An 18,853-nucleotide genomic window follows, 5' to 3' on the forward strand; every position below is an offset into this window, starting at 1 on the left:
TCTGGTAGTGCCTGTGGAGAGCGACGGCGACCCGGCCGCCCGGGCCGCTGCGGGCCGCCACCCCGTGCACAACCTCTGGCGGCTACGCCCCTACCTGCGCCCGTACGCCACCGAATTCGGCTGGCTGCTCGTCGCGGGGCTCGCCGGCACCGCGGCCGGGATCGCCGTACCGCTTGTCGTGCAGCGGGTCGTGGACGGGCCGGTGGCCCGCCACGAACCGGCCGGGCTGCTCCAACTCGGCGGCCTGGCGCTGCTGCTCGGCATCGTCGAGGCGGTGCTCATCTTCATCCGCCGGTGGGTGCAGTCGTCCTCGGCGGTGGGTATGGAGGCGGCGCTGCGCGCCGACGTCTACGCCCACCTGCAACGGTTGCCGACGAGCTTCCACGACCGTTGGCAGTCCGGCCAACTGCTCTCCCGGATCACCAGCGACCTGTCGGTGATCCGCCGGTTCCTCTCCTTCGGCGTGTTCTTCCTGGTGCTCAACCTGACCACGTACGTGGTCGTGGTCGTGCTGCTGATCAACCTGCACCCGGCCCTCGGCGTGCTGGTCGCGGCCAGCGCGGTGCCGCTGCTGCTGATCAGTCGCCGGTTCGGGCGGCACTACCACGCGGCGTCCCGCCGGATGCAGGACCAGCAGGGCGACGTGGCGACGCTGGTGGAGGAGACCGCGCAGGGCCTGCGCACCATGAAGGCGTACGGCCGGGGCCCCGAACTGGCCGCCCGTTTCGCCGGCGCGGCCCGACGGCTGCACGACACGGGCGTCGGCAAGGGGCGGTTGCTGGCCAACACCTCGGCGCTGCTCGACCTGGTGCCCAACGTGACCCTGGGCGTGGTGCTGGTGGCGGGGGCCGCCGCCGCCGCGCACGGCGCGCTCACCATCGGCGAGCTGGTCGCGTTCGTCAGCCTCCAACTGATGCTCATCTGGCCGGTGCAGTCGCTGGGCTGGATCATCGCCAACGGTCAGGAGGCGGCCACCGCCGCCGACCGGATCCAGGAGGTGCTGGACACCCCACCGGAGATCGTGGATTCTCCCGACGCGGTCGCGCTGCCCCGCGACGCGGTGCACGGTCGGCTGCGCTTCGAGCGGGTCACGTTCAGCTACCCCGGCGCGAGCGCCGCGGTGTTACGCCAGATCGACCTGAGCGTCGAACCGGGCGAGACGCTGGCCCTGGTCGGCGCCACCGGCTCCGGCAAGAGCACGCTGCTCGCGCTGGTGCCCCGGCTGCACGAGGTGAGCGCCGGCCGGATCACCCTGGACGGGCACGACCTGCGTGACCTGCGGCTGGCCTCGCTGCGCCGGCTGGTCGGGGTGGCGTTCGAGGAGCCGACGCTCTTCTCCATGTCGGTGCGGGAGAACATCACCCTGGGCCGCCCCGACGCCAGCGACGACGAGGTCCGTGCCGCCCTGGCCCTGGCTCAGGCCGATTTCGCGTACGAGCTGCCCTGGGGGTTGGCCACCCGGGTGGGCGAGCAGGGCCTGTCCCTCTCCGGCGGGCAACGGCAACGGCTCGCGTTGGCGCGGGCGGTGCTCGGCCGACCGGCGCTGCTGGTGCTGGACGACCCGCTCTCCGCTCTCGACGTGCACACCGAGGCGCTGGTCGAGGCGGCGCTGCGGCGGGTCCTGCGGGACACCACCGCGCTGCTGGTGGTACACCGGCCGTCGACGATCGCGCTGGCCGACCGGGTCGCCCTGCTCGAAGACGGCCGGATCACCGCGATCGGCCGGCACTCCGAGCTGCTGGCCACCGTTCCGGCGTACCGGGCGCTACTCGCCGCCGAGCCGCCCGCCGGGCACCCACCGTCGGCCGGAGCGAGCGGGCCCAGCCCGTCCCCTTCGGACGGGTGGGGGCTGGTGCGCTCGTGAGGGTGCCGAAGCCGGGCGACCCACCGCCCGAGGAGGAGCCGGAAGTCACCCGCTGGCGCGGAACCGCCACCGACCCGGAGGCCGACCGCAGTCGAGCCGAGGACACCAGCCCCGAGGCGGTGGCCCGGCTGCGCCGGCTCAGCCGGGCCCTGTTGGCCGACCTGCTCCGCCCGCACCGGAAGCGACTGTCCGCCGCGGTGGGTCTGCTGCTGACCCAGAACGCCGCCGCGATGGCCGGCCCGTACCTGGTCATGATCGGGATCGACCGGGCCATTGCGCCGCTGCGCGCCGGGGACCCCGGCCCGCTGATCGCCGTCGCCGGGGCGTTCGCGGTGGCCTCGGTGACCGAGTACGTGGCCCGGCGGGGCTTCCTCACCCTCTCCGCCCGGATCGGCCAGGCCGTCCTGCTCGACCTGCGGCAGCGGGTGTTCGGGCACTTCCTGCGCCTGTCGGTGGGCTTCCACGAGCGGTACACCTCGGGCCGGATGGTCTCCCGGCTCACCAGCGACCTGGACTCGATCGCCGAGCTGGTCGACGGCGGGATCGACAGCCTGGTGCTGGCCGGGCTGTCGATCCTGTCGGTGGCCGCCATCCTGCTCTGGTTGGACCTGCCGCTGGCCGCGGTGACGCTGTTCGCCTTTCCGTTCCTGTTCTCCCTCTCCCGCTGGTTCGCCCGCGCGTCGGCCAGCGCGTACCGCCGGACCCGGGACGCGGTGGCGCTGGTCATCGTGCATTTCGTCGAGTCGATGCGGGGCATCCGCGCGGTGCAGGCGTTCCGCCGGGAGCCCCGCAACCACCGGATCTTCGTGGCGCTCGGCGACGACTACCGGCGATCCAGCCTGCACGCGTTCCGGCTGATCGCCACGTACTCGCCGGCGATCAAGCTGATCGGGAACGTCACGGTGGCGGTGGTGCTCTGCTACGGCGGTTGGCGGGTGCTCGGCGGGCAGACCGAGATCGGCGTTCTCGCCGCGTTCCTGCTCTATCTGCGCCGCTTCTTCGAGCCGATGCAGGAGCTGAGTCAGTTCTACAACTCGTTGCAGTCGGCCACCGCCGCCCTGGAGAAGCTGGCCGGGGTGCTCGACGAACGACCGGCCGTCGCCGAGCCGGCCCGGCCCACGCCGCTGCCGGCCGGGCCCGGCCGCGGCGAGTTGATTTTCCGAGCGGTCTCCTTCGGCTACCGGGCCGACACCCCGATCCTCGGCGGGCTGGAGCTGACCGTGCCGGCCGGCCAGACCGTGGCGCTGATCGGGCCGACCGGAGCGGGCAAGTCGACGATCGCCAAGCTGGTCGCCCGGTTCCACGACCCCGACGCCGGCACGGTCCGGCTGGACGGGGTCGATCTGCGCGACCTGTGCGACGCCGACCTGCGCCGCGCGGTGGTGCTGGTGACGCAGGAGAACCACCTGTTCAGCGGCACCGTCGCGGAGAACATCCGGTTCGGTCGTCCGGGGGCCGACGACGCCGCCGTGCAGGCCGCCGCGCGGGCGATCGGGGCGCACGAGTTCATCGCCGCGCTGCCCGAGGGGTACGCCACTCAGGTGCACCGACGCGGCGGCCGGCTCTCCGCCGGGCAGCGGCAGCTGGTCGCGTTCGCCCGCGCTTTCCTGGCCGACCCGACCGTGCTCATCCTGGACGAGGCGACGTCGTCGCTTGACGTACCGACCGAACGGCTGGTGCAGCGGGCGCTCGGCACCATCCTGCGCGACCGGACCGCCCTGGTGATCGCGCACCGGCTCTCCACAGTGGAGACCGCCGACCGGGTGCTCGTCCTCGACGAGGGGCAGGTCGTCGAGGACGGCCCACCCGCCGTGCTGGCCGAGGCCGACGGCCGGTACGCGGCCCTGCACCGACAGTGGCGCGACTCGCTGATCTAGGGACGCCGCCCGGCTGGTGGCCGACCCGACGGGGCGGTGTGTTCGGCCGCAACTACGTCGCCCCGCACCCGGGAGGTGCCTACGATCGAGGGATGACCGAAACGGCGAGGACGGCCCGCGCCGGCGTTCCCGAGCGTCCAACCCTGGACGGGCTCGAGGAGAGCTGGGCACGCCGCTGGCAGGAGGAGGGCACGTACGCGTTCGACCGCGCGCGGGCGACCGATCCGGGTCGCGGCACGGCGGTGGACACGCCGAGCCGGAATGGTCGTAGCAGGGACGTGTTCTCGATCGACACCCCGCCACCGACCGTGTCGGGTGAGTTGCACATGGGGCACGTCTTCTCCTACACCCACACCGACACCACCGCCCGCTACCAGCGGATGCGCGGCAAGGCCGTCTTCTACCCGATGGGCTGGGACGACAACGGCCTGCCCACCGAGCGTCGGGTGCAGAACGTCTACGGGGTGCGCTGCGATCCGGCGCTGGCGTACGACCCGGTGTGGCGGCCACCGGCGGCCCCGGTCGACGACGCCGCCCGCCGCGACCCCACCCCGATCTCCCGGCGCAACTTCATCGAACTGTGCGAACGGCTGACGGTCGTCGACGAGCAGGCATTCGAGGCGCTGTGGCGGCGGCTCGGGCTCTCGGTGGACTGGTCCCTGACGTACACGACGATCGGCCGGATCGCCCGGACCACCAGCCAGCGGGCGTTCGTGCGCAACCTGCTTCGCGGCGAGGCGTACCAGTCGGAGGCGCCGACCCTCTGGGACGTCGGCTTCGCCACGGCGGTCGCCCAGGCGGAGTTGGAGGACCGGGAGCGCCCCGGCGCCTACCACCGGCTGCGGTTCGTCGCGGCCGACGGGCGCGAGGTGCTCATCGACACCACCCGGCCCGAGCTGCTGCCGGCCTGCGTGGCGCTGGTCTGCCACCCCGACGACGAGCGGTACGCCGACCTGGTGGGCGGCACGGTGCGCAGCCCGCTGTTCGGCGTCGAGGTGCCGGTGTACGCCCACCCACTCGCCGAGCCGGGCAAGGGCACCGGCGTCGCGATGGTCTGCACGTTCGGTGACCTGACCGACGTGACCTGGTGGCGTGAGCTGGGGCTGGCCACGCGGGTCGTGATCGGCCGGGACGGCCGGCTGCTCCCCGAGCCACCGGCCGGGGTGCCGACGCAGCCGTACGCGGCGCTGGCCGGGCAGACCGTCAACGGCGCCCGCCGAAAGATCGTCGGGATGCTGGCCGACGCGGGCGACCTCGTCGGCGAGCCGCGCCCGATCACCCACCCGGTCAAGTTCTACGAACGCGGCGACCGGCCACTGGAGATCGTCTCGACTCGACAGTGGTATCTGCGCAACGGCGGCCGGGACGAGGCGCTGCGCGCGACGCTGCTGGCCCGGGGCGAGGAGTTGCACTGGGTGCCGGCGCACATGAAACACCGTTACGACAACTGGGTGGGCGGCCTCAACGGCGACTGGCTGGTCAGCCGCCAACGCTTCTTCGGGGTGCCGGTGCCGGTGTGGTACCGGCTCGACGACACTGGCGAGCCGGACTGGACCCACCCTCTCACGCCGGACGAGTCCGCGCTGCCGGTCGATCCATCCAGCGACCCCGCGCCCGGTTACGACGAGTCGCAGCGTGGCCTGCCGGGCGGCTTCATCGGCGACCCGGACGTGCTGGACACCTGGGCCACCTCCTCGTTGACCCCGCAGATCGTCGGCGGGTGGGAGACCGACCCGGACCTGTTCGCCGGGGTCTTCCCGATGGACCTCCGCCCGCAGGGGCAGGAGATCATCCGGACCTGGCTCTTCGACAGCGTGGTCCGGTCGCACTTCGAGCACGGGGTGCTGCCCTGGCGGGACACCGTGCTCTCGGGCTGGATCCTCGACCCGGACCACAAGAAGATGGCGAAGTCCAAGGGGAACGTGGTCACCCCGCTGGCCCTGTTGGAGCAGCACGGTTCGGACGCGGTGCGCTACTGGGCGGCCAGTGGCAAGCCCGGCATGGACCTGGCCTTCGACCCGGCGCAGATCAAGGTCGGCCGGCGGCTGGCCACCAAGCTGCTCAACGCGTCCAAGTTCGCGCTCGGGCTGGGCGCGGCGGACGCGCTGCGCGCCCCGGCGACAACCCCGCTGGACCGGGCCATGCTCGCCGAGCTGGCCACCGTGGTCACCGCCGCGAGCACCGCCTTCGACTCGTACGACCACACGGCGGCGTTGCAGGTGACCGAGGCGTTCTTCTGGCGGTTCTGCGACGACTACATCGAGCTGGTCAAGGAGCGGGCGTACGGCACCGGCGCGCTGGCCGACTCGGCACGGGCGGCGTTGGCCTCGGCGCTGTCGGTGCAGCTGCGGCTGTTCGCCCCGGTGCTGCCGTACGTGACCGAGGAGGTCTGGTCGTGGTGGCGGTACGGCTCGGTGCACCGGGCCCCGTGGCCGACCACCTACGAGGTGGCCCGGACCATCGAGGGCTCGGGTGAGCCGGCGCTGCTGCGGCTCGCCGGTGACGCGTTGACCCAGGTGCGGCGGGCCAAATCGGAGCGGAAGCTGTCGATGAAGGCGGAGGTGCCGCTGGCGGAGGCGCTCGGCCCGGCGGCGCTGCTGGAGCAGCTCACCCTGGTCGCCGACGACCTCCGGGCGGCCGGCCGGATCAGCAAACTCGACCTGCTCCCGGACCGTACCCCGGAGCTGGTCATCGCCTGCGCCTTCTGACCCGACGTCACCGCCGACCCGGGCTGAGCCGGCCTCGTCCGCCGCCGCTCCCCCCGGGCGGCGGCGGACGGGCCGTCACCAGCCGCGCAGGAAGCGCAGCCCGAGCAGGAACGCGACCACGGCGGGCCCCACCAGCAGCGTGATCGCCTGGAGCCGGTACGGCATCCGGTGCCGGGTCAGCTCGCCGGCATTGCCGAGCACGATGGCCCCGGCGAGCATCAGGAACGCGCCCCACCAGCCGGTTTCGAGGTGGATCAGATCCACCCGGATCAGTTGCAGGGTCAGGCCGAGCAACGCGCCGGTCAACGCGAGCAGGGCCACCGCCCGGTGCAGGCCCCGGGCCAACGGGTGGGCAGCCCGCCACCCGTAGGTGCCGGCGACCGCCAGGCAGGGCAGCACCACCATGAGCGGCCAACCCCGTCCCATCACGCCGAACATCAGTAGCGCGCCCACCGCGAAGACCATCGTGCCGACGCAGGCGAGCATGTACCCGCCGAAGGCCCGGCCGCCGCCCCGGGCCAGCAACGGGCCGCCGCTGGCCGCGATCAACGCGGCCGGGATCAGGATGAACACCGCCCACCAGTGGAACTGGCCGCTGCCCTGGGCGGCCGTGGCGACCGTGGCGCAGGCCAGCCCGGCGACCGCCAGGCTGGTCAGCCACGGTCGGCTGCTCCGGGAGTACGGCTCAGCCAACGACGTCTGCTCCGCTTCGACACTCACGTGCACCAGCCTGGCGTGCGGCGCCCCCACCAGTCCATCCGGCCAGCCCTACCGCCGGGCGGTGGCTGGCCGGAACACCGGGGCGAGCCGTTCTCAGCTCGTCTCCCCGGCCACGCTGAACGAGCGCAGGCGGTCGATGGCCAGCACGGTGAAGCCGACGCTGACCAGTGCGGTCATCACCGACGCCACCGGCACCGACACGCTGGTCTCCAGCAGCCCGGTGGGTGCCAGCCGGTCGGCGAGGGCGATCACGTACTGCTGGATGGAGAGCACCTTCGTCCCGCTGACGAAGTTGCCCAGCAGGCCCTCCCAGATCAACACGTAGACCAGGCCGAGCAGCACCGGCCGCCTGGTGACCAGGCTCAGCGCCAGGAACAACGCCGAGTACGCCAGCGCGCCGAGCGCCCCCGCGAGCGCCAGTGCCAGACCGAGGCGTACCGAATCGGCCAGCACGCCCGCGACGTAGAGCGGCACCGCGACGGTGGCCGCGGTGACCCCGGCGGCCACCGCGAGCTTCGGCAGCACGATCTGCCAGCGCGGCAGCGGCTTGGTCAGGATGTGCACCACCGTGCCGTCGTCGATCTCGGCGCCGAGCACACCGGTGCCGATGATCAGCGCGACCACCGGCAGCACCACGGCAAGCCCGAGGCCGACCAGCACCGGCGGCCCCCACTCGCCCGGGTCCACCCCCAGCGACCGGCAGAGCACGGCCAGCGCGAGCAGCACCAACGGCAGTGGAAGCAGCAGCAGGAACCGCCGGCGGCCGAACAACCCGCGCGCGGTGATCCAGGTAACAGTCGACATGTCATCGTCCTTCGTTCGTGACTGCGGGGCTCACTCGCTGCGCTCGTGCACTCCTCGCACTCACCGTCAGGCCTCCACCAGGTAGGAGAAGACGCTCTCCAGGGACTCGTCGGACGGCACCAGCTGGCGCACCCGGATGCCCCTGTCCAGCGCGATCCGGGGCAGCGCACGGGTGAAGGCGCCGTAGTCGCCGGCCCGCACGGTCAGGCCCGTCGGCTCCAACTCGACCCCGCTCACCGACGCCTCGGCGATCAGCGCGACGGCCAGCGCCCGGTCGTCGGTGGAGCGCACCGCGAAGACGTGCGGGCGGTTGGTCATCAGACGGCGGATGGTCCGGAAGTCGCCGGAGGCGGCCAACCGACCGGCCACCATCACCTGCACCGTCCCGGAGACCTGCTCGACCTCCTCCAAAATGTGCGAGCTGAACAGGATCGTCCGGCCCGCGTCACCCAGGGTGTGCAGCAGCTGCATCATGTGCAGCCGCTGGCGCGGATCCATCCCGTTGAACGGCTCGTCGAGGAGCAGCACCTGCGGGTCGTGCACGAGCGCGGCGGCCACCCGGGCGCGCTGACGCATGCCCTTGGAGTACGTGCCGATCCGGCGGTCCTGCGCCGACTCCAACTCCACCAGGTCGATGGCCCTGCGGGCCGCCGCCGCCGGATCGGCCAATCGGTGCAGCTTCGCGCTGGCCAGCACGAACTCGTACGCGGTGAGGAAACCCTGCACCGCCTCCCGTTCGCTGACCAGCCCCAGCCGCCGGTAGACGTCGGGGTTGCGCCAGGTCGGCTCGTCGTCGAGGGTGACCGTGCCGCGCGACGGGGCGAGGAACCCGGCCATCATGTGCAGCAGCGTGGTCTTGCCGGCACCGTTCGGGCCGAGCAGCCCGGTCACGCCCGGCCCCAGGGCCATGCTGATGTCGTTGACCGCGACCACGTTGCCGTACCAGCGGGACACCCCGGTCAGGTTCAGCGTGCTCATCAGGAGGCGACCTTCCGGTAGCGGACCAGCAGGAGGGCGGTCGCGCCGGCGACCAGCAGCACCGCGGCCAGGGCGTAGACCGGGCCGAACCGGCCGATCATCATCTCGCCCGGATCGCCCTCGACCAGCAGGTCACCCAGCGACCAGATGCCCACCCCCTGCACCAGCGTGGAGGGCGAGGCGAGCCCGGCCAGCTCGTTGGCGGTGCGCGACGGCAGGATGCTCAGCACGCCGACGATCGGGGTGGTCATCAGGAAGACCGCCACCACCCCACCGGCGGCGAAGGCGCGCTTGCCGGTCAGCGACGCGACCAGCAGCCCGATCGAGGCGAACACCACCGCCCACAGGCCGGCGTACAGCAGCCCGGGCAGCAGGTCGAGCAGCTCGTTCCACACCCCGCGCATGCCCTGCTTGGTGGTGAACGCGGCACCCAGGAACATCAGCAGCTGCGGCCCGCCGAGCAGCAGCCAGAGGGCGGTGACCAGCGCCAGCAGCTTGGCCAGTGCGTAGTCGGCGCGCGGCAGCGGCCGGGAGAAGTACAGCGGCAGCACACCGCTGCGCAGGTCCCGGGAGACCAACTCCGGAGCGACGACCGCGACGAAGAAGATGACGAGCCAGCTCATCGCGTCGGCGAACTGGGCGTACGTGGCGACCGGCTCGCCGATCTGGCTGCGGATCGCGGCCAGGGCCACCGCGACCAGGGTGACGATGCCGACCACCAGCCAGGGGAAGATCTTGGCCTTGGCGCTGCGGCCGAACCCGAACGTGGTGCGCACCCCGTGCAGGTAGAGTGCGCCGAAGACGTGCCGCCGGCCCAGCCGCGGACCCTCGTAGCGCTGGTAGCCGATGTCGTGGATCACGCCGGCCGGCGCGGTGCGCACGGCGGCGGTGGACGGCTCAGGCATGGGTGAGCTCCCTCGTGGCGAAGAGTTCGGCCACCCGGTGCCGGCGCTGGTCCAGTCGGTGCAGTGGCAGGTCCAGTTCGGCGACCGCGCCGAGGATCAGGTCGTAGGTGCCGTCGTCGGCGAGCGGCACGAGCAGCAGTCGCCCGTCCCGCGCGACCGGCAGGTCCAGTTCGGCGAGCCGGGCGGCCAGCTCCTCGGTGCCCTCGCTGACCTCCACCGCGAGCACGTCGGTGGCCGAGGTCATCGCGGAGATGTTGTCGGCGCGCAGCAGCCGGCCGCCGTCGATGGCGATCAGCGTGTCGCAGATCCGCTCCACCTCGCCCAGCAGGTGCGAGCAGACCAGCACGGAGATGCCGAACTCGGTGCCGATGCGGTGGACCAGGGCCAGCATGGCGTCGCGGCCGGCCGGGTCCAGCCCGTTGGTCGGCTCGTCGAGCAACAGCAGGTCGGGGTCGTGCACCAGGGCCTGGGCCAGCTTGACGCGCTGCTTCATGCCGGTCGAGTAACCACCCACCGGGCGGTAGCGCTCCTCGTAGAGCCCCACGTGCCGCAACGCCTCCGAGGCCCGCTCGCGAGCCGCGGTGCGGGGCAGGCCGCTCATCCGGCCGAGGTGGGTGACCAGCTCGGCGGCGGACAGGTCCGGTGGGAGGCAGTCGTGCTCCGGCATGTAGCCGACTCGGGTGCGGACGGCCGCCGGGTCGGCGGTCGGGTCGATGCCGAGCACCGACACCCGACCGCTGGTCGGTGGGATCAGGCCGAGCAGAATCTTGATCAACGTGGATTTGCCGGCGCCGTTCGCGCCCACCAGGCCGATGATCCCGGGCTCGACGGCGACGGTGAGGTCGGCGAGTGCGGTGACCCGACCTCCGTACGTCTTGGTGAGCGACTGGGTCGCGATCAGTGTCACGCGCCCAGCGTAGGGAGTCGATGCCCAGCACGGACACCGGCGCGCCCCCGGCGCTCCCCTGATCCTTGTCGCCACCGACCCCTAAGGTCTCCGGCCCGGCGCCCGCGACGTTTCCGCCGGTCCTGCGTTCGGCCCGACCCCGCCTCGGGAAAGAGACTTCCGGGGTGACACCATTCACCTCCCGTTCACCAGGCATCGACCCGCCGGGTGATCGACCGACGACGCGGGAGGAATCCTGATGGCCGAGGTGGGCGTCCCGAAGGTGAGCGTCGTGGTGCCGGCGTACAACTGCGGCCCGCACATCGAGAAGCTCGCCGCCTCGCTACTGCGCCAGTCACTGCCCGCCGACGAGTTCGAAGCGATCTTCGTCGACGACGGGTCGACCGACGACACCGCCGAGCGCCTGGACCGGCTGGCCGCCGAGCACCCGCACATCAGGGTGCTGCACATCGAGAACTCCGGCTGGCCGTCGCGCCCGCGCAACCTCGGCATCGAGCACGCCCGCGGCGAGTACGTCTTCTTCGCCGACGACGACGACTGGTTCGCCGACGAGGCGCTGGAGCGGCTGCACGCCTGCGCGAAGGCGAACGACGCGGACATCGTCGTCGGGAAGATGGCCGGGTACGGGCGACCCGTGCCGCGCGAGCTGTTCCGGAAGAACCGCTTCGACGCCACCCTGGAAAACTCGCCGTTGATCGACAGCCTGACCTGCCACAAGCTGTTCCGGCGCGCGTTTCTCAACGAGCACGACCTGCGGTTTCCGGAGGGCGGCAAGCGTCGGCTGGAGGACCACTCGGTGGTCGTACGGGCGTACTTCCTGTCCCGCCGCACCTCGGTGCTGTCCGACTACACCTGCTACCACCACGTCCAGCGGACCGACGCGCGCAACGTCACCGCGGCCCTGCTGGAGCCGTCGAGCTACTTCGAGAGCGTCCGGGACGCGCTGGACATCGTCGACGCGCACACCGAACCGGGTCCGCTGCGGGACCGGCTGCACCGGCGCTGGCTGCGCAACGAGATGCTCAGCCGCCTGCGCGGCAAGCGGCTGCTGAACGCCCCCGAGGCATGGCTGGAGCAGGTCGCGCTGGAGACCCAGAAGGTCATCCAGGACCGCTTCGCCCCGGGTGTCGCCGCCGGGCTGCCGCCCCTGCTCCGCGCCGTGGCGTACCTGGCCGAGCGGGGCCGCGTCGCGGACCTGCGCAGGCTGGCCCGCTGGGAGGCGCGCATCGCCGCGCACGGCACCATCGCCGAGTTCCGCCGCGACGACCGCGCCGTGACGGTGACCGTCACCGCCGAACTGCGCTCCGCGGACCAGCCGGTCGGCTTCCGCGTCGACGAGGGCCGGGACGTGCTGGTGCTCCCGATGGAGGAGATCGCACCCGAGGTGCTCGACTCCACCGCGCAGGTGCGCAAGGCCCGCCTGGACCTGGTGGCCCGCCGCCGGGAGACCGGGGACGAAATCTTCCTTCCGGTGACCTTCCAGACCGAGCGGATCACCGGGGCGGCCGGAGCGGACACCGTCCAACTGGTGCACCGGGCCACCGCGACGATCGACTTCGCCGCCCTCAACGGCGGCCGGACCAGAGGGAGCTGGCTGCTCAAGGCCCGGATCACCAACGTGGGTTGGACCGAGGACGCGCGGCTGCCACTGCTCTTCATCTGCCGGGCCGACGGCTCGCGCCCCCGGATCCGCGACGAGCGGAAGGTCTGGAACCGGGTGCGGTCGGCGGTAGGCCGACGAATCAAGCGCTGATCCGCCCGCGCGGGTCGTGGAGTGGCGCCCTCGACCGATCGGCGGTCGGCTGCGAAACTGTGTGCCGGTCAGCGAGTGGGGGGTGTGGATGAGCAACGGCTGGGTGCTGCCCGACGAGGTGCTGCGGGACGCGCCGGCGTACACGCCGCGTCCCGGTGAGCTCGCGGATCTTGAGCTGCTGCTGACCGGCGCGTACGCCCCTCTGACCGGCTTCATGACCCGCGCCGACCTGATCTCGGTCAGCCGACGCGGCCGGCTGGCCGACGGCGCGCCGTGGCAGGTCGCGGTCACTCTCCAGGTGCCGGCCGCGCTGGCCCAGAGCTTCGATCCGCGCGACCCGGCCCGTCGGGCCCTGGTGCTGACCGACGGCGAGGGCGCCCCGGCGGCGGCCCTGGACGTGGCCGACGTCTGGCCGGTGCGCGACGGCGTGGCGGGGGTGGGCGGTCAGGTCCGACGACTGGGCGACGGTGGGCACGGTCCGTTCCAGCGACTGCGCCGCAGCCCGGAGGAGGTTCGCGCGCTGCTGCCCCCGGGCCGGGTGCTCGGGGTGATCGCCGACCGACCGCTGCATCGTCCGCAGCTCGCGCAGATCGCGCACGCCGCCCGCACCCTGGCCGCCCATCTGCTCGTGATGATCCCGGTCGGTGAGGGGGGCGTCGACGGGCTCCCACCGGAGGCGCTGGTGCGCACCATCTTCGCCGCCCGGGACCGGATGCCGCCCGCCACCCTGGTCGCGGTGCCGCTGTCGCACCGAAGCGAGGAGATCAGCGACGCGTTGCTGCGCGCCCGGGTCTCCGCCGCGTACGGGGTCACCCACCTGCTCTCCACCGGGGAGATGCTGTCCGGAGCCGGGCTGCGGGTGCTGGTGCCACGCGAGCTGGCGTACGACAACCGGGACGGGCAGTGGCGTTGGCGGGAGGACATCCCACCGCGCAACCGTCGGCTCGCGCTGACCCAGGCGGAGATCGACGACCTGCTCGACCGGGGCTTCCCGTTGCCGGAGTGGCACACCCCGCCGGCCGTGGCGCGGGAGTTGGCCCGAGCCCGGCCGCCGCGTCGGCACCGGGGGTTGGTGGTCTTCCTGACCGGTCTCTCCGGCTCGGGCAAGTCGACGATCGCCCGCGGGTTGGCGGACGCGTTACGGGAGAGCGGCGACCGCACGGTGACCCTGCTCGACGGGGACGTGGTGCGCCGGGAGTTGTCCGCCGGGCTGGGCTTCAGCAAGGCCGACCGGGATCTCAACGTCCGGCGGATCGGCTGGGTGGCCGCCGAGATCGCCCGCCACCACGGGGTGGGCATCTGCTGCCCGATCGCCCCGTACGCGGCGGCGCGCGCCACCGCTCGGGAGATGGCCCTGGCCGCCGGGGCGGGTTTCGTGCTCGTGCACGTGGCCACTCCGCTCGAGGTGTGCGAGCGGCGGGACCGCAAGGGCCTGTACGCGCGGGCACGGGCCGGCCTGCTCACCGGGATGACCGGCATCGACGACCCGTACGAGGAGCCGACCGACGCCGATCTGGTGCTCGACACCACCGATCTGAGTGTGGCGGACGCGGTGCAGGCCGTTCTGCACCATCTGACCGAGACCGGCTGGGTGGAGCTGAAGATCGCGTCGGCCTGAGGCGTCGCCGTACCCGTTTGTTTCACCGCTGCCGACCACGCGCTAGTGTTCATCTTTGTTGGAACACGTTTGACCGCGTGAGGGTACGTGGACCCCCGGGAGGCACGGCGGATGCTCGCTCAGCAGCGGCAGGCGGCCATCCTGGAGCGGGTCCGCTCGACCGGCGGCGTCCGGGTCAGCGAGTTGGCCGGCGAGTTCGGCGTCTCCGACATGACCATCCGGCGTGACCTGGAGGCGCTGCACGAGCGCGGCCTGCTGGCCAAGGTGCACGGTGGTGCCACCACGACCGGGTCGAGTTCCACCGACGAGCCGGGCTTCCACGCCAAGTCGGTCCGCCAACTGCCGGAGAAGGCCGCCATCGCGGACCGGGCCGCCCAACTGGTCCGGCCGGGCGCGGCGATCGCGCTCTCCGCCGGCACCACCACGGCCGAGCTGGCCCGCCGACTGGTGGACGTGCCCGACCTCACCGTGGTGACCAACTCGCTGCCGGTGGCCGAGATCCTGCACGCCGGCGGCCGACCGGACCAGACGGTGGTGCTCACCGGCGGCGTACGCACACCGTCGGACGCGCTGGTCGGCCCGCTCGCGGTCGGGGCGGTTCGGTCGCTGCACCTGGACCTGCTCTTCCTCGGCGTGCACGGCATCACCGAACGGGCCGGCTTCACCACCCCGAACCTGATGGAGGCGGAGACCGACCGGGCCCTGGTGGCGGCGGCGGACCAACTGGTGGTGCTCGCCGACCACACCAAGTGGGGCACGGTGGGGATCTCCTCGATCGTCGCGCTGGCCGCGGCGCACGTGCTGGTCAGTGACGATCGGCTACCTCCGCCCGCCCAGCGGGTACTCGGCGAACAGGTGGGCGAACTGATCATGGTGAAGGCGACAGGGGCGGGCCGCGTGACGCGCACGCCGACAACTGAGGGGACGGCGCCGTGAAGCGCACCGCGATCGACCTGGCCGACGGTCGGGAGCTGATCTACTTCGACGAGCGCGACGACGCGGTCCGCGACCAGCCGGACCGTCGGGACCTGCCGCCGCCTCCTCCCGCCTCGCAGTTGCGCTACGACCCGCTGACCGACGAGTGGGTGGCGGTGGCCGTGCACCGGCAGACCCGCACCTTCCTCCCGCCGGCCGACGAGTGCCCCCTCGACCCGTCGGTGGGCGACCGGCTCACCGAGATCCCCGCGCCCGACTACGACGTGGTCGTCTTCGAGAACCGGTTCCCGTCGTTGAGCGGCCGGGTGGCCGAGGAGCCCGGGGAGATCACCCCGTTCACACCGGTGCGGCCGGGCCTGGGCCGGTGCGAGGTGGTCTGCTTCACGTCGGATCACAACGCCTCCTTCGCCGGCCTCCCCCCACGCCGGGTCCGCACCGTGCTGGACGCGCTCGCCGACCGGACCGAGGTGCTCGGCGCGCTGCCCGGTGTGGAGCAGGTCTTCTGCTTCGAGAACCGGGGTGTCGAGATCGGTGTCACGCTGCACCACCCGCACGGGCAGATCTACGCGTACCCCTTCGTGACGCCGCGCACCCGCGCGCTGCTGGCCGCGGCGCGCCGGCACGCCGAGCGGACCGGCGGGGGCAACCTGTACGCCGACGTGCTGGCCGCCGAGCGCGCCACCGGCGACCGGGTGGTCATCGAGAACGAACACTGGACGGCGTTCGTTCCGGCGGCCGCGCGCTGGCCGTTCGAGGTGCACGTCGCGCCGCGCCGCGTGGTGCCGGACATCCCGGCTCTCAGCGACGGCGAGCGGGACGCGTTCGGGCCGCTCTATCTGGATCTGCTGCGGCGCTTCGACGGCCTGTTCGACATGCCGATGCCGTACATCTCCGCCTGGCACCAGGCGCCCGTGCGGATCGACCGCGAGCTGGGCTACCTGCACCTACAGCTGTTCAGCATCCGGCGGGCCAAGGACAAGCTGAAATACCTGGCGGGTTCGGAGTCCGGGATGGGTGTCTTCATCAACGACATCTCCCCGGAGCGCGCCGCCGACCTGCTGCGCGCCGCCTGAGCCGAGCGGGGCCACAGCGCCGGAACAGGGCGCGGGGGGCCCGGGACAGGGCCCCCCGCAGGGAAGGGACGGCTGGCTGTGCACGGCACAGCCGGGAAGGCTGGCTGATCGGCGCACGGGTGCCGCGGGTCGACCGAGGTCAACCTTCCTGGACGCGACTGGCATCTCGTCCATCCTGGTCAACGAGGCGCGCCGACGGCGGTGACGACAAACGGCGCGGCGGGGCCGGACACGCCGAAGCCCGCCGGCAGGGTGCCGGCGGGCTCCGATGACGCGGTACGCCTGGATCAGGCGGCGATCTTGCGGGCCAGGTTCTCGTCGAGCGCGTTCATGAACTCGTCGGTGGTCAGCCACGGGGCGTCGCGCGAGATGAGCAGCGCGAGGTCCTTGGTCATCTGGCCGCCCTCGACGGTGTCGACGATGACCTGCTCCAGGGTGTTGGCGAACTCGGTGACCGCCGGGGTGCCGTCCAGCTTGCCCCGGTGGGCCAGGCCCCGGGTCCAGGCGTAGATCGACGCGATCGGGTTGGTCGAGGTCTTCTCGCCCTTCTGGTACTGCCGGTAGTGCCGGGTCACCGTGCCGTGCGCGGCCTCGGCCTCGACGGTCCGGCCGTCCGGGGAGAGCAGGACGGAGGTCATCAGACCCAGCGAGCCGAAGCCCTGCGCGACGGTGTCGGACTGCACGTCACCGTCGTAGTTCTTGCAGGCCCAGACGTAGCCGCCCTCCCACTTGAGCGCGGCGGCGACCATGTCGTCGATGAGCCGGTGCTCGTAGGTGATGCCGGCGGCGGCGAACTCGTCCTTGAACTCGGTCTCGAACACCTCGGCGAAGATGTCCTTGAACCGGCCGTCGTACGCCTTGAGGATGGTGTTCTTGGTGGACAGGTAGACCGGGTAGTTGCGGTCCAGCCCGTACCGGAACGAGGCCCGGGCGAAGTCCCGGATCGACTCGTCGTAGTTGTACATGCCCATGGCGATGCCGCCGCCGGGGAAGTTGGCGACCTCCATCTCCATCGGCGCGCCGCCGTCGGCCGGGGTGTAGGTGATGGTCACCGTGCCCGGGCCGGGGACGACGAAGTCGGTGGCCTTGTACTGGTCACCGTGGGCGTGCCGGCCGATGATGATCGGCTTGGTCCAGCCGGGGACCAGCCGCGGCACGTTGGACATGATGATCGGCTCACGGAAGACGACGCCGCCGAGGATGTTGCGGATGGTGCCGTTCGGCGACCGCCACATCTTCTTCAGGCCGAACTCCTCGACCCGGGCCTCGTCCGGGGTGATGGTCGCGCACTTGACGCCGACGCCGTGCTCCTTGATGGCGTTGGCGGCGTCGATCGTGACCTGGTCGTCGGTCTCGTCGCGGTGCTGGATCGACAGGTCGTAGTAGTGCAGGTCGACGTCGAGGTAGGGCAGGATCAGCTGCTCCCGGATCTGCTTCCAGATGATCCGGGTCATCTCGTCGCCGTCGAGTTCTACGACCGGGTTGTTTACCTTGATCTTCGCCATCGGCCGGCGCTCCTCTCGGGGGACACGTGCTCAAGCAGTACGAGCGTACTGCAATTGGGCCGGCAGCCCCCAGCCGGCCTCGACCGGCCGGCGGAAACCGGGCTGCGCGGAACAGGAATGCCCTGGAATCATCGTCCGATGCCACTGAACCGCACCCTCGGGTCTATCACGGTCACGGCCCTCACCGACGGCGAGGGTGCCTTCTTCCAGCCGCGTACCGAGGTGTTTCCGCAGGCCACGGCGGCTCACTGGCGGGAGGCCGACCGACGCGACCCCGGCTCGGTGACCGCCGACGGGCGGTGGTGGCTGCCCTTTCGCAGCTTCGCCATCCGCGTCGGCGACGGCCCGGTCACGCTCGTCGACGCCGGGATCGGCCCGGCCGACGCGCCCGCCGCGAGCTGGGCACCGGTGCCCGGCCGGATGCCCGCCGAGCTGGCCGCCGCGGGGATCGACCCGGCCGACGTCGACACGGTCGTGCTGACCCACCTGCGCAGCGACCACATCGGTTGGGCGGTCACCGGCACGCCGGGTCGGCCGTACTTCCCCAACGCGAGCTACCTGCTACAGCGCGCCGAAGTCGACGCGGCGGAGACGCTCAACCCCGGGCTGCCGGCCGGCCTCATCGCGCCGCTGCGCGCCGCCGGCCAGCTCCGGGTGGTCGACGGCGAGACCTCCCTGACCCCAGCGGTACGCCTGCTGCCAACTCCCGGCCACACCCCCGGCCACCAGTCGGTGCTCGTGACGGCGGCCGACGAGCGGATGCTGCTCACCGGTGACCTGCTGGTACACACCGTGCAACTCGTCGACCCCGACCTGGCGTACGCCCACGAGGTGGACCCGGCCCTCGCCCGCACCTCCCGGCTGACCGCCCTGCACACCCACTCCCCCACCCTCCTGGCCACCCCCCACCTAAGCACCCCCTTCACCCCCCTCACCCCCTAACCCCCTAACCCCCCAACCCCACCCCAACCTGGTTGATCAAGAGGTTTGCGTCAGGAATCGCGGTTGTAATGACGCAAACCTCTTGATCAACCGAGGTGGGGTTGGGGTTGGGGCAGGGTGGGGTGGGGGGTGGGGGGGTGGGATGCGGGAGGGGGGGGCGGGGGGGGGGGGGGGCCGCCCCCCGGGGGGGGGGGGGGGGGGGGGGGAAGAGGTGTAAATTTGACCGGGGAGGGGGGGGGAGAGGAACGGCGCGGCCAGCGAGG

14 protein-coding genes are annotated in these 18,853 nt (G+C 72.2%); 8 read left to right on the forward strand and 6 right to left on the reverse strand.

From position 1 onward, the window contains the following. Nucleotides 1–7 precede the first annotated feature (7 nt). The 3 genes from AB0J33_RS18895 to valS all read left to right on the forward strand — a co-directional run bounded on the left by AB0J33_RS18895 (nucleotide 8) and on the right by valS (nucleotide 6,449). The gene (locus tag AB0J33_RS18895) at nucleotides 8–1,864 is read left to right on the forward strand and encodes an ABC transporter ATP-binding protein (protein ID WP_363615157.1); all 1,857 of its coding nucleotides are present in this window, start codon (nucleotides 8–10) and stop codon (nucleotides 1,862–1,864) included. Beyond that, nucleotides 1,861–3,741 (forward strand): ABC transporter ATP-binding protein, encoded by a 1,881-nt coding sequence (locus AB0J33_RS18900; RefSeq protein WP_363615159.1) that lies wholly within the window; start codon nucleotides 1,861–1,863, stop codon nucleotides 3,739–3,741. Before AB0J33_RS18895 ends, AB0J33_RS18900 begins: the two co-directional genes overlap by 4 nt. Nucleotides 3,742–3,833: 92 nt before the next feature. Continuing rightward, a complete protein-coding gene (gene valS / locus AB0J33_RS18905) occupies nucleotides 3,834–6,449 on the forward strand; it encodes a valine--tRNA ligase (protein ID WP_363615161.1) in 2,616 nt (871 codons plus the stop codon). Nucleotides 6,450–6,524: 75 nt separating this feature from the next. Here valS and AB0J33_RS18910 read toward each other — a convergent pair whose 3' ends face one another. The 5 genes from AB0J33_RS18910 to AB0J33_RS18930 all read right to left on the reverse strand — a co-directional run bounded on the left by AB0J33_RS18910 (nucleotide 6,525) and on the right by AB0J33_RS18930 (nucleotide 10,763). After that, nucleotides 6,525–7,169, reverse strand: coding sequence for a hypothetical protein (locus AB0J33_RS18910; RefSeq protein WP_363615163.1), 645 nt, complete (start codon nucleotides 7,167–7,169; stop codon nucleotides 6,525–6,527). Between the two features lie 93 nt (nucleotides 7,170–7,262). Continuing rightward, entirely contained in the window at nucleotides 7,263–7,973 is a 711-nt protein-coding gene (locus AB0J33_RS18915; RefSeq protein WP_363615165.1) for an ABC transporter permease subunit, read from the reverse strand. A gap of 66 nt (nucleotides 7,974–8,039) precedes the next feature. Further along, complete coding sequence (locus AB0J33_RS18920) at nucleotides 8,040–8,951, reverse strand: ABC transporter ATP-binding protein (RefSeq protein ID WP_363615167.1); 912 nt, start codon at nucleotides 8,949–8,951, stop codon at nucleotides 8,040–8,042. Then, the gene (locus tag AB0J33_RS18925) at nucleotides 8,951–9,856 is read right to left on the reverse strand and encodes an ABC transporter permease (RefSeq protein WP_363615169.1); all 906 of its coding nucleotides are present in this window, start codon (nucleotides 9,854–9,856) and stop codon (nucleotides 8,951–8,953) included. The genes AB0J33_RS18920 and AB0J33_RS18925 overlap by 1 nt, the downstream gene beginning before the upstream one ends. After that, on the reverse strand, nucleotides 9,849–10,763 hold the full coding sequence (locus AB0J33_RS18930) for an ABC transporter ATP-binding protein (protein WP_363615171.1): 915 nt from the start codon (nucleotides 10,761–10,763) through the stop codon (nucleotides 9,849–9,851). Before AB0J33_RS18930 ends, AB0J33_RS18925 begins: the two co-directional genes overlap by 8 nt. Before the next feature lie 238 nt (nucleotides 10,764–11,001). On the opposite strand from AB0J33_RS18930, the gene AB0J33_RS18935 reads away from it, so the two are divergent. From AB0J33_RS18935 to galT, 4 genes are all read left to right on the forward strand, one after another. After that, complete coding sequence (locus AB0J33_RS18935) at nucleotides 11,002–12,516, forward strand: glycosyltransferase family 2 protein (RefSeq protein ID WP_363615173.1); 1,515 nt, start codon at nucleotides 11,002–11,004, stop codon at nucleotides 12,514–12,516. An 88-nt stretch (nucleotides 12,517–12,604) separates the two neighbouring features. After that, the gene (gene cysC / locus AB0J33_RS18940; RefSeq protein WP_363615175.1) at nucleotides 12,605–14,134 is read left to right on the forward strand and encodes an adenylyl-sulfate kinase; all 1,530 of its coding nucleotides are present in this window, start codon (nucleotides 12,605–12,607) and stop codon (nucleotides 14,132–14,134) included. A 111-nt stretch (nucleotides 14,135–14,245) separates the two neighbouring features. Further along, nucleotides 14,246–15,070: a DeoR/GlpR family DNA-binding transcription regulator gene (locus tag AB0J33_RS18945; RefSeq protein WP_363615177.1), complete on the forward strand. Its 825-nt coding sequence runs from the start codon at nucleotides 14,246–14,248 to the stop codon at nucleotides 15,068–15,070. Beyond that, a complete protein-coding gene (galT, locus tag AB0J33_RS18950) occupies nucleotides 15,067–16,143 on the forward strand; it encodes a galactose-1-phosphate uridylyltransferase (protein WP_363615180.1) in 1,077 nt (358 codons plus the stop codon). Before AB0J33_RS18945 ends, galT begins: the two co-directional genes overlap by 4 nt. A 287-nt stretch (nucleotides 16,144–16,430) precedes the next feature. Here galT and AB0J33_RS18955 read toward each other — a convergent pair whose 3' ends face one another. Further along, on the reverse strand, nucleotides 16,431–17,648 hold the full coding sequence (locus AB0J33_RS18955; RefSeq protein ID WP_357067689.1) for an NADP-dependent isocitrate dehydrogenase: 1,218 nt from the start codon (nucleotides 17,646–17,648) through the stop codon (nucleotides 16,431–16,433). A 138-nt stretch (nucleotides 17,649–17,786) separates the two neighbouring features. On the opposite strand from AB0J33_RS18955, the gene AB0J33_RS18960 reads away from it, so the two are divergent. Continuing rightward, nucleotides 17,787–18,590: an MBL fold metallo-hydrolase gene (locus AB0J33_RS18960; protein WP_363615182.1), complete on the forward strand. Its 804-nt coding sequence runs from the start codon at nucleotides 17,787–17,789 to the stop codon at nucleotides 18,588–18,590. Nucleotides 18,591–18,853 lie beyond the last annotated feature (263 nt).

Origin of the sequence: Micromonospora sp. NPDC049645 (assembly GCF_040675155.1) — a bacterium.
In the GTDB taxonomy this organism is placed as follows: domain Bacteria; phylum Actinomycetota; class Actinomycetes; order Mycobacteriales; family Micromonosporaceae; genus Micromonospora.

Coding starts and splice junctions, on each gene's coding strand:
- AB0J33_RS18925 (WP_363615169.1), bottom strand. CDS start 9,856: ATGCCTGAGCCGTCCACCGCCGCCGTGCGCACCGCGCCGGCCGGCGTG.
- AB0J33_RS18915 (WP_363615165.1), bottom strand. CDS start 7,973: ATGTCGACTGTTACCTGGATCACCGCGCGCGGGTTGTTCGGCCGCCGG.
- AB0J33_RS18960 (WP_363615182.1), top strand. CDS start 17,787: ATGCCACTGAACCGCACCCTCGGGTCTATCACGGTCACGGCCCTCACC.
- AB0J33_RS18955 (WP_357067689.1), bottom strand. CDS start 17,648: ATGGCGAAGATCAAGGTAAACAACCCGGTCGTAGAACTCGACGGCGAC.
- AB0J33_RS18920 (WP_363615167.1), bottom strand. CDS start 8,951: ATGAGCACGCTGAACCTGACCGGGGTGTCCCGCTGGTACGGCAACGTG.
- cysC (WP_363615175.1), top strand. CDS start 12,605: ATGAGCAACGGCTGGGTGCTGCCCGACGAGGTGCTGCGGGACGCGCCG.
- AB0J33_RS18935 (WP_363615173.1), top strand. CDS start 11,002: ATGGCCGAGGTGGGCGTCCCGAAGGTGAGCGTCGTGGTGCCGGCGTAC.
- valS (WP_363615161.1), top strand. CDS start 3,834: ATGACCGAAACGGCGAGGACGGCCCGCGCCGGCGTTCCCGAGCGTCCA.
- AB0J33_RS18945 (WP_363615177.1), top strand. CDS start 14,246: ATGCTCGCTCAGCAGCGGCAGGCGGCCATCCTGGAGCGGGTCCGCTCG.